Raw genomic sequence first — 11,549 nt, 5'->3', positions numbered from 1 at the left:
GCCGCCGTGACAGGATTGAGCCCATGTTGCGCTGGATCACCGCAGGTGAATCGCACGGACCCGCGCTGGCCGCCGTGCTCGAAGGCATGCCCGCCGGCGTCGGCGTCACCACCGCCGACGTCACCGAGCAGCTGGCCCGGCGCCGCCTCGGCTTCGGGCGCAGCCCGCGGATGGGCTTCGAGACCGACCACATCGAGTTCCTCGGCGGCGTGCGCCACGGCCTCACCCAGGGCGGCCCGGTCGCGGTGCAGATCGAGAACGCCGAGTGGCCCAAGTGGGAGCAGGTCATGGCGGCCGACCCGGTCGACCCGCAGGTGCTCGAAGGCCTCGCGCGCAACGAACCCCTCACCCGGCCCCGCCCCGGCCACGCCGACCTGCCCGGCATGCAGAAGTACGGCTTCGACGAGGCCCGCCCCGTCCTCGAGCGCGCCAGCGCCCGCGAGACGGCGTCGCGGACCGCCCTCGGCACCGTCGCCCGGAACTACCTCAAGCAGCTGCTCGGCATCGAGATCCTCAGCCACGTCGTCTCGATCGGCGGCGCGGACGCGCCCGAAGGCCCCCTGCCGGTCGCCGCCGACCTGGCCGCCATCGACGAGAGCCCGGTGCGCGCGTTCAGCCAGGAAGGCACCGACGCGATGGTCGCCGAGGTCGACGCCGTGCGGAAGGCGGGCGACACCGTCGGCGGCGTGATCGAGGTCCTCGCCTACGGCCTCCCGCCGGGCCTCGGCTCCCACGTCCACTGGGACCGCCGGCTCGACGCGCGGCTGGCCGGCGCGCTGATGGGCGTCCAGGCGATGAAGGGCGTCGAGGTCGGCGACGGCTTCACCACCGCCCGCCGCTGGGGCAGCCAGGCGCACGACGAGATCGACCGCGGCACCGGCCCGGTCGGCGTCACCCGCCGGTCCAACCGCGCGGGCGGCCTGGAGGGCGGCATCACCAACGGCGAGCCGCTGCGGGTGCGCGTCGCGATGAAGCCGATCTCGACCGTCCCCAAAGCACTGTCCACTGTGGACGTCCGGACCGGTGAGCCCGCGGTCGCCATCCACCAGCGGTCCGACGTCTGCGCCGTGCCGCGCGCCGGCGTCGTGCTGGAGTCGGTGGTGGCGCTCGTCCTCGCCGACGCCGCGCTGGAGAAGTTCGGCGGCGACTCCCTCGCCGAGAGCAAGCGCAACGCCGAGGCGTACCTCAAGGCCCTCGAGGAGCGGTGGTGAGTCCTCGCGCGGTCATCGTCGGGCCGCCCGGCTCGGGCAAGAGCACGGTCGGGCCGCTGCTGGCGGCCGCGCTCGGGGTCGCGTTCCGGGACAGCGACGACGACATCGTCGCGCACGCCGGACGACCCATCTCCGACATCTTCGCCGAGGACGGGGAAGCCGCCTTCCGGGCGCTGGAAGCGGACGCCGTCGCCACCGCGCTCGCGGAGCACGACGGCGTGCTGTCCCTCGGCGGCGGCGCGCCGCTCACCCCCGCCACGCGGGCCCGGCTGGCCGGGCACACGGTCGTGTTCCTCAACGTCGGCCTCGCCGCCGGCGTGCAGCGCACCGGCCTGTCGAGCGCGCGGCCGTTGCTCGCCGGGGTGAACCCCCGCGCCACCTTCAAGAAACTGCTCGACGAGCGGGTGCCCGTCTACCGCGAGGTCGCCACCGTCGAGGTCGTCACCGACAACCGGACGCCCGCCGAGATCGTCGCGGACCTCGCGGCGGAGCTCGCCGTCCCCGCCGAAGCCAAGGAGTGAGTCACCCCGTGTCCGATCCGGTGCGCATCCCCGTCGCCACCGCCCACCCGTACGACGTCGTGGTCGGGCGCGGCCTGCTCGGTGACCTCACCGCGCACCTGGCCGATGCCTCGAAGATCGCGCTGATCCACCCGCCCACGCTGACCACCACGGCCGAGGCCATCCGTGACGAGCTGAACGCGGCCGGCCTCGACGCGCACCGCGTCGAGATCCCGGACGCCGAGGACGGCAAGGCGCTGACCGTCGCCAGCTTCTGCTGGGAGGTGCTCGGCCGGATCGGGCTGGACCGCCGCGGCGTCGTGGTCGGCCTCGGCGGCGGCGCGGTCACCGACCTCGCCGGGTTCGTCGCGGGCACGTGGATGCGCGGGGTCCGGCTGGTCAACGTGCCGACGACGCTGCTCGGCATGGTCGATGCCGCCGTCGGCGGCAAGACCGGCATCAACACCGAGGCCGGCAAGAACCTCGTCGGGGTGTTCCACGAGCCGAGCGCCGTGTTCGTCGACCTCGCGACGCTGGAGACGCTGCCGCGCAACGAGCTCGTCGCCGGCATGGCCGAGGTCGTGAAGACCGGCTTCATCGCCGACCCGCGGATCCTCGAGCTGGTCGAGGCCGACCCCGCCGCGGCGCTCGACCCCGCCGGTGACGTGCTCGGCGAGCTGGTCCGCCGGTCCATCCGGGTCAAGGCCGACGTCGTGGCCGCCGACCTGCGGGAGTCCGACCTGCGGGAGATCCTCAACTACGGCCACACGCTCGGCCACGCCATCGAGCGCCGCGAGCGGTACCGGTGGCGCCACGGCGCCGCGGTGAGCGTCGGCCTGGTGTTCGCCGCCGAGCTGGCGCGGCTGGCCGGGCGGCTCGACGACGCCACGGCCGAGCGCCACGCGGCCGTGCTGAAACTGCTCGGCCTGCCGACGACCTACGACGCCGACGCGCTGCCCCAGCTGCTGGAAACCATGAAGGGCGACAAGAAGACCCGCTCGGGGGTGCTGCGGTTCGTCGTCCTCGACGCCCTCGGCAAGCCCGGCCGGCTCGAAGGCCCGGACCCGGCGCTGCTCGCGGCCGCGTACTCGGCGATCGCGGCCGACGCCCCGGCGAGCGGCGGGAGCGTGCTGCTGTGAAGGCGTTCGTGTTCAACGGCCCCAACCTCGGGCGGCTCGGCAAGCGGGAGCCGTCGGTCTACGGCTCGACCACCCACGACGACCTCGCGGCGCTGTGCGTCAAGACCGGGGCGGAGCTGGGGATCGAGGTCGAGGTCCGGCAGACCGACCACGAAGGCGAGCTGGTCGGCTGGCTGCACGAAGCCGCCGACGGCGGGCACCCGGTGGTGCTCAACGCCGGCGCGTGGACGCACTACTCGATCGCCGTGCGCGACGCCGCGGCGCAGCTGACCGCGCCGCTGATCGAGCTGCACATCTCGAACGTGCACAAGCGGGAGGCGTTCCGGCACCACAGCGTGCTGTCGGACATCGCGACGGCCGTGATCGCGGGCCTCGGCGTCGACGGCTACCCGCTCGCGCTGCGCTGGCTGGCCGCGCACCCGGGATGAGCCTGCCGTCCCTGACCACGGCCCGGCTGCGGTTGCGGCCACTGGCCGAGGCCGACCGCGAAGCCGTCGTGAAGGTGTTCTCCGACCCGGAGATGAGCCGGTTCTTCGCCGCGGACTTCGCCGACCCGGCGGCGGCGAACGCCATGGTCGACCGGCGGCTGAGCTACCGCGGACCGGCCGGTCAGGGCCACTGGGTGATCGAGCGCGACGGCGAGGTGATCGGCGTCGCGCACCTGCGGCCGTCGCCGGAGCTGCCGGGCGGGGTCGCCGAGCTGGGCTACTACGTCGCGGGCGCGCACGCCGGGCAGGGCCTGGCGACCGAGGCGGCGCAGGCCCTGCTGGACCACGGCCTGCACGCGCTCGGGCTCCCGGCGGTCTGGGCGCTGGTGCACGAGAACAACGCCGCGAGCCGCAAGGTGGCCGCCCGCCTGGGTTTCCTCGACGTAGGCAGCGGCATCCACTACGGCGATTTGCACCGGGTGCTGGTGGCGCTGCCGCCCGTCCGCGGGCGGCCGCACCACATCGAGCTGTGGGTGCCGGACCTCGCCGAGGCCGAGCGGAGCTGGGGCTGGCTGCTCGGCGAGCTCGGCTGGCGCGAGTTCCAGCGCTGGCCCGCGGGAGTCAGCTGGCGGCTCGGCGGGACGTACGTGGTGGTCGAGGCGTCACCGGCCCTGAGCGCGGCGGAGCACGAACGCACCCGGCCGGGGCTGAACCACCTGGCGCTGCAGGTGGGGACCCGGGCGGAAGTCGACGCATTGGTCGCCCGCGCGGGTGACCACGGCTGGCGGGCGCTGTTCGCCGACCGTTATCCGTACGCGGGCGGCGACGCTCATTACGCGGCTTACCTCGAGAACGAGGCGGGCTTCGAGGTCGAGCTGGTCGCGGTCGAGGGGCCACCGAGGGAAACGGCGATCACGCGGTCCGGGTAGGGCCGGGGGCGGGGCCGCGGCCGGGTCGGCTGTTGGCCGGTCCGAGTGGCGCCGCGGGCGGGCCGCTGGCCGGTCGGCTGTCGCCCGGCGCGAGTGGCGCCGCGGGCGGGCCGCTGGCCGGTCGGCTGTCGCCCGGCGCGAGTGGCGCCGGGGGCGGGCCGCTGGCCGGTCGGCTGTTGGCCCGGTCCGAGTGGCGCCGGGGGCGGGGCCGCTGGTCGGTCGGCTGTTGGCCGGTCCGAGTGGCGCCGAGGGGGCGGTCGAGGGGCCTGGTCGGACCGGCTATTGGCCCGGCCGACCGTGCCTGTGGGTGCCCGTGGCAGCCCGCTCGGTCCGCCCGACGCCCCACCTCCACATCCCCCGCCATCCGCCCGCGGAGCGCAGTGAAGCGAAGCCCGCGCACCGGAGGCGCCAGCCGCGGCGCCACCTCCCTTGACCGGCCGATACCCTCGAAACCCCTTGCCCCACCCGCGATCTTGCGCGCGACCGGGGGACCGCCGACCAGGCGTGCCGTCACCCTTACGAGTTAGCTCTCGCTACACTTCGGCGTCGTGCGCCCGTTTCGTCGTGGGGGTCGGCGACCCGCTCGTGCCTTGTTCGCCAGTGTGCTGGCGGGCTTTCTGGTCGCGGGCTGCACGCAGGGTTACGCCCAGCCGCAGGCGGCGGGGGAGCAGCCGGCCATCGCGGGTGGGAAGACCACCTCGGCGCCGCGGCCCTCCGAGGTGAAACTCCCTTCGGGTGACCCTCGGCAGAGTGGTGCCGTGATCGCCGCCGGTGGGGCGGATGCCGTCTACAACTACGGGCCGTCCGTGATGCTCGATCGCGGGCAGACCCGGATGTGGTGGTGCAGCCAGTACGGCGGCGCCGGGCCGGCCGGGGACGACATCCTCTACGCCCAGGCCCAGTCGATGGACGGGCCCTTCACCGGGCCCGGCGGCGGGATCCCGGCGGCCGTCTTCTCCGGCGCGCCCGGCCGGTTCGACGGCATGCACACCTGCGACCCGTCCGTGCTGCGCGTCGGCTCGACCTACTACCGGTACTACACCGGCGCCGCCGGCGACCACGCGCTCGGCAACGCCATCGGGCTCGCGACCAGCCCGGACGGCGTGCACTGGACCCGCGCGGCGGGCGGGAAACCGATCCTCGGGCCGTCGCACGACGTGCACCGCGCGAACGTCTACGGCGCCGGCCAGCCGTCCGTCGTGTACCTCGACGGCTGGTTCTACCTGATGTTCACCGACACCACCGGCCGCGCCGCGGGGTGGAACGGCGCGGGCCAGTTCGTGCTGCGCTCACCCGACCCGGCGTTCGGGGCCGGGGTGCAGGCCCTCGACGTCGGCGGGTTCGTGCCCGTGGCGTCGACGTCCGCGCCGCGTGGCCGCTCGATCGTCGACGGCTTCAGCGCGGACCTGATGTGGGTGGGCGCGCTCGACGCGTTCGCCGTCGCGCACGAGACCGACGCCGGGACGACGCTGACCTTCTGGACCGCGGACTTCACCGAGCACCCGTACCAGCCGGTGGTGCTGGCCGGGCCGTGGAAGGAAGGGCCGGGGCTCGTGCGCCGGGCCGACGGGCACGCGCCGCTGTCGTCGGCCGATCCGTGCGACCGGGTGCCGTTCGACGTCGTGCGCGCCACCGCGCTCGGCGGGGCCGGCGCGCCGACCGACCTGCGGCACTTCGGGCTGGACCTGCTGGGCAGCGGGGCCTGCGCGGACCCCGGCCGGCTGGCCGCGACGTTCGACGGCGTGACGGTGCCGTCGCCGGAACGGACGATGGACCTGGTCCGGGCCGGGCAGCGGATCCGGATCGACCGGCGCGGGGTCGCGGCCGCGCTCGCCGGGGAGCTGCTGGAGAAGGCACCGGCCGCGGTGGCGGCGCTGCCGCTGGCGGCGCGGCTGCGGTCCGGGGCGGAGGCGGTGCTCGCGCCGGGCCGCGGGTTCGGGCTGGTGCTCGACGACCGCCGCCTGTGGCGGGTGCCGGACGCCGGGGTGGTCGCGGGCAACGGCTCGGTGGCGCACCCGCTGACGGACGCGCAGTGGGACGGCCACCCGCGCGGCGCTTCGCTGGCTGGTTGAGGCGCAGACCCGGCGACAGGCGCGGACCCCGGCTACCCGTCAGAGGCGGCACGTTCCTCGCCGGCCGGTTGAGGCGGCGACAGGCGCACCCCTGAGCTACCCGCGGGGTTCCTCGTTCGACGGACGGCGAACCGCGGGCCGGGGACGCGGCCGAGGCCGAGGCCGGGGACGCGGCCGAGGCGCGCTCTCCACAGCCTCCTCCTCATCCTCCGAGTCCGGAGCCTGGGAACGGCCGATCCGCCCGCCGACGAAGAGCCCCAACCCGGCCGGGATGAGCACCAGCAACGCGGAGAACGCCGCGCCGCCCGTGAGTGCGCCACCCAGTTCGGAGACGCCGGTCTGGTCGACGAAGACCGCGCGCCCGATGACGTAGAGGATCCCGGCGACCGGCCCGGCGACGAGGGCGGCGATGAACCACACGCGGCCCCGGTCGGGGAGGCCGCGCCAGGCGTCCAGGGCGCTCCAGAGCGCGGCCGCGCCGACGAGCACGGCGAGCGCGACCGACACGACGAGCGTCTGGTCGGTGGGGTGGTAGACGGCGTACTTGGCGAGGAGGGTGATGGCCGCGCCGTGCAGCACCGCCATCCCGAGTCCGCGAATCACCCAGGCGCTCATCCTGCGGAGTGTAGGCGGCCTACTGGCGAGTCGCTTGACCCGGCGAAGCGGGTCCGCGCGGAACGCGACGAACGTCCGGCCGGCCCCGCACTAGGGTGGGGCCGTGCCCGAAACCCATGGACGACGTCGCGCGGCGCTGCGCGGGCTTCTGACCGAAGCCGGTGTGGACGCGCTGCTGGTCACCGACCTGCTGAACATCCGCTACCTGACCGGGTTCACCGGCTCCAACGCCGCGGTGCTGCTGCACGCCGGCGGCGACGAGCGGACCCTCTTCTGCACCGACGGCCGCTACACCACCCAGTCGGCCGCGGAGGTGCCCGATCTCGAGACCGTCGTCGACCGGGCCAGTGCCGCCGCCCTGGTCGCGAAGGCCGCCAAGGACCGGAAGACCTACGGGCGGGTCGGCTTCGAGAGCCAGCACGTGAGCGTGGAGGAGTACGAGGCCCTCAAGCTGGAGGTCGACCAGCTCGCGCGCACGCCCGGGCTGGTCGAGCAGCTGCGGCTGGTCAAGGACGAAGCCGAGGTCGAGGCGCTGCGGCAGGCGTGCGCGGCGGCGGACCGGGCGCTGGACGACCTCGTCGCCGCCGGCGGGCTGCGGCCCGGGCGGACCGAGCTCGAAGTGGCCCGTGACCTGGAGAACCGGATGCTGGAGCACGGCTCGGCCGAGCCGAGCTTCGCCTCGATCGTGGCCGCCGGCGCGCACTCGGCCATCCCGCACCACCGGCCCACCCACGCCGAGCTGAAGCGCGGCGACTTCCTCAAGCTGGACTTCGGCGCCACCGTCGACGGCTACCACTCGGACATGACCCGCACGTTCGTCCTCGGCGAGCCGGCGGACTGGCAGCGCGAGGTGTACGACCTCGTGCACGCCGCCCAGGCGGCCGGGGTCGACGCCGTCGCGCCCGGCACCGCAGTGTCCGATGTGGACGCCGCGGCCCGGTCGGTGATCGCGGGCGCGGGCCACGGCGAGCACTTCGCGCACGGGCTCGGGCACGGCGTCGGCCTGCAGATCCACGAGGCACCGAGCCTGGCCGCGACGGGCGTCGGTACACTGGCCGCCGGTATGGCGGTCACCGTCGAGCCCGGCGTGTACCTCGCGGGGCGCGGTGGCGTGCGCATCGAGGACACGCTCGTCGTGCGGGCTGGGGAGCCCGAACTCCTCACCCTGAGCACCAAGAACCTCGTGGTCGTCTGACGGCGGCCCCGAACCCCGAAGATCGACACAGGAGACTGCAAGCTCGTGGCCACCACCAACGACCTGAAGAACGGGCTCGTCCTCAACCTCGAGGGCCAGCTGTGGACCGTCACCGCGTTCCAGCACGTCAAGCCGGGCAAGGGCGGTGCCTTCGTGCGCACGACGCTCAAGCACGTGCTCACCGGCAAGGTGGTCGACAAGACGTTCAACGCGGGCACGAAGGTCGACACGGCCACGGTGGACCGCCGGAACATGACCTACCTGTACAAGGACGGCGCCGACTTCGTCTTCATGGACGGCGACACCTACGACCAGATCACGGTCCCGGCCGAGGTCGTCGGCGACAACGCCAACTACATGCTGGAGAACACCGAGGTCCAGGTCGCGGTGCACGAGAACGAGCCGCTGTACGTCGAGCTCCCGACGTCGGTCGAGATCGTCATCCAGCACACCGACCCGGGTCTGCAGGGCGACCGCTCCACCGGCGGCACCAAGCCGGCGACGCTGGAGACCGGCGCGGAGATCCAGGTCCCGCTGTTCCTGTCCACCGGCGAGAAGATCAAGGTCGACACCCGCGACGGCCGTTACCTGGGCCGCGTCTCCAGCTGATGCCGACTTCGAAGCCCCACCCGAACCGCGGCGGCGCGATCAGCCGCCGTCAGGCGCGCCGCCGTGCGGTGGAGATGTTGTACGAGGCCACGCAGCGGGACACCGATGCGGTGACGCTGCTGGCCGACCGGGTCGGCGCGACGGAGGTCGACCCGATCGCGGACTACACGATCAGCCTGGTCGAGGGCGTCACGGCCCGCCGGGCGCAGATCGACGAGCTGCTGGCCGAGCACGCGCAGGGCTGGACGCTGGAGCGGATGCCGAAGGTCGACGTCGCGGTGCTGCGGGTCGGGGTCTACGAGCTGCTCTGGGCCGAGGACGTGCCGGACCCGGTCGCGATCGACGAGGCCGTCGGCCTGGCGAAGGAACTGTCCACGGACGACTCGCCGCGGTTCGTCAACGGCGTCCTGGGCCGGATCGGCACGATCGCCGACCGCCTCCGCGCCGTGCTCTGACGGAAGAACACCCGGGTGCTGGGAGCCCCCCGACGAAGTCAGTGAGCGTCTCCGGTGCCCCACCGGGAACGCTCACTGCGTCGGCCGCAGCACATTCGGCGATCAGTCCTCCTTGGAAGGACGCGCCTCCGGGGGGAGGACACCCCAGTCGATGAGCTGCTCGGTCAGCTCGCCCGGGGTCATGTCGTAGATGATCGCCAGCGACCGCAGGTCCTCGGTGCGGATCGAGAGCACCTTGCCGTTGTAGTCGCCGCGCTGGCTCTGGATGGTCGCCGCGTAGCGGGCCAGCGGGCCCACCTTCTCGGCCGGCAGCTGCTGCAGGCGCTCCAGGTTGATCACGATCTTGGTGGCGGGCTCGGCGCCGGAGGGGACCCGGCCCTCGGGCAGCAGCTCGACCACCGGCACGCCGTAGAAGTCGGCCAGCTCGGCCAGCTTCTGGACGGTGACGGCACGGTCGCCACGCTCGTACGAGCCGACGACGACGGCCTTCCAGCGCCCACCGGACTTCTGCTCGACCCCGTGCAGGGACAGGCCCTGCTGCTGGCGGATCCCGCGGAGCTTGGCCCCGAGCGCCTTGGCGTAATCGCCCATCTGGTCGTTCTCCGTTCTTCACCCCCCTTCCGGTCGGGGTGACCGGTCCAGGGGACTCTTCGAGTCGAATACTCAGAGTAATGGTTACGCATTGTTGTCACCAGGTCAAGCAGGAGCTTGCCGCGGATCACGCCACACCACCCGTAAGGCTGAGCAAAGTGCCTGCTACTGTCGGTGGGAAAGCCCCGACCAGCAGGGGAACAGACGTCCTTTAAGGACCCGTCCGGTGAGGCGGGGAAGGAGTCCGGTTTGTCGTCACGCCCGCGTGACGCGGCTGGTTCGGCCGGGGAGCGCGAGCTCCTGACGGCCGGCGATGTCGCGCGCACGATCGCCCGAATGGCCCATCAGGTCATCGAAAAGACCGCGAACGGTGCGGAGAGCACTACCCCGCCCGTGTTGCTCGGCATCCCGTCCCGCGGCACGCCGCTCGCCGTCCGCCTGGCCGACAAGATCGGCGAGTTCTCCGGCGTCCGCCCGCCGACCGGCGCCCTCGACGTCACCCTCTACCGGGACGACCTCCGCCGCCGCCCGCCGCGCGCGCTCGAGCAGACGCAGCTGCCGCCGGACGGCATCGACAACCGGGTGGTGATCCTGGTCGACGACGTGCTCTTCTCCGGCCGGACCATCCGGGCCGCGCTCGATGCCCTCCGTGATCACGGCCGCCCCCGCGCGGTGCAGCTGGCGGTGCTGGTCGACCGCGGTCACCGCGAGCTGCCGATCCGCGCCGACTACGTGGGCAAGAACGTCCCGACCGCCCGCTCCGAAGGCGTGTCCGTCCTGCTGGCCGAAATCGACGGCCGTGACGCCGTCCTGCTGCGCCCATCGGAAAACGGCCCTGTCGAAGCTGCTGGAGAGGACTCGTGAAGCACCTGCTCGCCACCGACGGCCTGGACCCGGCGGTCGCCACGGCCGTGCTGGACACCGCCGACGAGCTGAAGCACACCCTGCTCGGCCGCGAGGTGAAGAAGCTGCCGACGCTGCGCGGCCGCACGGTGATCACCCTGTTCTACGAGAACTCGACGCGCACCCGGGTGTCGTTCGAGATCGCCGGGAAGTGGATGAGCGCGGACGTGATCAACGTCTCCGCGTCGAGCTCCTCGGTGAACAAGGGGGAGTCCCTGCGGGACACCGCGCTGACGCTGGCCGCCGCGGGCGCCGACTGCGTGATCGTCCGGCACCCGGCCAGCGGCGCCGCCCAACGGCTCTCGGAGTGGCTCGCCGGGCCCGGCACGTCGGTGGTCAACGCCGGCGACGGCACCCACGAGCACCCCACCCAGGCGCTGCTCGACGCGGCGACCCTGCGGGAGCGGCTCGGCTCGCTGAAGGACCGGCGGATCGCGATCGTCGGGGACGTCCTGCACAGCCGCGTCGCCCGCTCGAACATCCACCTGCTCTCCGGCCTCGGCGCGGAGGTGGTGCTCGTCGCGCCGCCGACGCTGCTGCCCTACGGCGTCGAGAGCCTCCCGGTCACCGTCTCGCACGACCTGGACGCCGAGCTGCCCGCGGTCGACGCGGTGATGATGCTGCGCGTCCAGGCCGAACGGATGCACGGCGGGTTCTTCCCGTCTTCACGCGAGTACTCGATCGCGTATGGCCTCTCGGAACGGCGGCTGAAGCTGCTGCCCGACCACGCGGTCGTCCTGCACCCCGGCCCGATGCTGCGCGGGATGGAGATCGCGAGCGCGGTCGCCGACTCCCCGGCCTCGGCCATCACCGAACAGGTCCGCAACGGCGTCCACGTGCGCATGGCGGTCCTCTACCACCTCCTGGCCAGCGAAGGAGCCGCCGCGTGAGCGAGCTTGCGA

13 protein-coding genes are annotated in these 11,549 nt (G+C 73.5%); 11 read left to right on the top strand and 2 right to left on the bottom strand.

Translation table 11 applies throughout. The annotated features are described in order from the left end of the window. Positions 1–23 precede the first annotated feature (23 nt). From aroC to ACH54P_RS14710, 6 genes are all read left to right on the top strand, one after another. Positions 24–1,211: a chorismate synthase gene (aroC, locus tag ACH54P_RS14735; RefSeq protein ID WP_489912967.1), complete on the top strand. Its 1,188-nt coding sequence runs from the start codon at positions 24–26 to the stop codon at positions 1,209–1,211. Beyond that, complete coding sequence (locus ACH54P_RS14730) at positions 1,208–1,732, top strand: shikimate kinase (protein WP_489912965.1); 525 nt, start codon at positions 1,208–1,210, stop codon at positions 1,730–1,732. Before aroC ends, ACH54P_RS14730 begins: the two co-directional genes overlap by 4 nt. Before the next feature lie 8 nt (positions 1,733–1,740). Next, complete coding sequence (gene aroB, locus ACH54P_RS14725) at positions 1,741–2,850, top strand: 3-dehydroquinate synthase (protein ID WP_489912963.1); 1,110 nt, start codon at positions 1,741–1,743, stop codon at positions 2,848–2,850. Next, on the top strand, positions 2,847–3,278 hold the full coding sequence (gene aroQ, locus ACH54P_RS14720; RefSeq protein ID WP_364725185.1) for a type II 3-dehydroquinate dehydratase: 432 nt from the start codon (positions 2,847–2,849) through the stop codon (positions 3,276–3,278). Before aroB ends, aroQ begins: the two co-directional genes overlap by 4 nt. Continuing rightward, positions 3,275–4,207, top strand: a complete 933-nt coding sequence (locus ACH54P_RS14715) for a GNAT family N-acetyltransferase (protein WP_489912961.1) — start codon at positions 3,275–3,277, stop codon at positions 4,205–4,207. The genes aroQ and ACH54P_RS14715 overlap by 4 nt, the downstream gene beginning before the upstream one ends. Before the next feature lie 590 nt (positions 4,208–4,797). Beyond that, a complete protein-coding gene (locus tag ACH54P_RS14710; RefSeq protein WP_489912959.1) occupies positions 4,798–6,279 on the top strand; it encodes a glycoside hydrolase family protein in 1,482 nt (493 codons plus the stop codon). Positions 6,280–6,375: 96 nt separating this feature from the next. Here the strand turns inward: ACH54P_RS14710 and ACH54P_RS14705 are convergent, their stop codons facing one another. After that, the gene (locus ACH54P_RS14705; RefSeq protein WP_489912957.1) at positions 6,376–6,894 is read right to left on the bottom strand and encodes a B-4DMT family transporter; all 519 of its coding nucleotides are present in this window, start codon (positions 6,892–6,894) and stop codon (positions 6,376–6,378) included. A gap of 103 nt (positions 6,895–6,997) precedes the next feature. Here ACH54P_RS14705 and ACH54P_RS14700 point away from each other — a divergent pair, with 103 nt between their 5' ends. The 3 genes from ACH54P_RS14700 to nusB are packed head-to-tail and all read left to right on the top strand — an operon-like array spanning position 6,998 to position 9,153. Then, the gene (locus ACH54P_RS14700; protein ID WP_489912955.1) at positions 6,998–8,089 is read left to right on the top strand and encodes a M24 family metallopeptidase; all 1,092 of its coding nucleotides are present in this window, start codon (positions 6,998–7,000) and stop codon (positions 8,087–8,089) included. Positions 8,090–8,134: 45 nt separating this feature from the next. Further along, entirely contained in the window at positions 8,135–8,698 is a 564-nt protein-coding gene (gene efp, locus ACH54P_RS14695; RefSeq protein ID WP_125315891.1) for an elongation factor P, read from the top strand. After that, positions 8,698–9,153, top strand: coding sequence for a transcription antitermination factor NusB (gene nusB, locus ACH54P_RS14690; RefSeq protein WP_489912953.1), 456 nt, complete (start codon positions 8,698–8,700; stop codon positions 9,151–9,153). The genes efp and nusB overlap by 1 nt, the downstream gene beginning before the upstream one ends. A gap of 102 nt (positions 9,154–9,255) precedes the next feature. On the opposite strand, the gene bldD is transcribed toward nusB, so the two are convergent. Further along, a complete protein-coding gene (gene bldD / locus ACH54P_RS14685; RefSeq protein WP_003096372.1) occupies positions 9,256–9,744 on the bottom strand; it encodes a transcriptional regulator BldD in 489 nt (162 codons plus the stop codon). Positions 9,745–9,993: 249 nt separating this feature from the next. On the opposite strand from bldD, the gene pyrR reads away from it, so the two are divergent. Together pyrR and ACH54P_RS14675 are read left to right on the top strand one after the other, a co-directional pair. Next, entirely contained in the window at positions 9,994–10,608 is a 615-nt protein-coding gene (gene pyrR, locus ACH54P_RS14680; RefSeq protein WP_489912949.1) for a bifunctional pyr operon transcriptional regulator/uracil phosphoribosyltransferase PyrR, read from the top strand. Then, positions 10,605–11,537, top strand: a complete 933-nt coding sequence (locus tag ACH54P_RS14675; RefSeq protein ID WP_489912947.1) for an aspartate carbamoyltransferase catalytic subunit — start codon at positions 10,605–10,607, stop codon at positions 11,535–11,537. Before pyrR ends, ACH54P_RS14675 begins: the two co-directional genes overlap by 4 nt. Positions 11,538–11,549 lie beyond the last annotated feature (12 nt).

The organism is Amycolatopsis sp. N2S4-7 (genome assembly GCF_058119595.1).
Note: the sequence above shows the minus strand (reverse complement) of the source record. Positions and strands in the feature narration are given on the sequence as shown.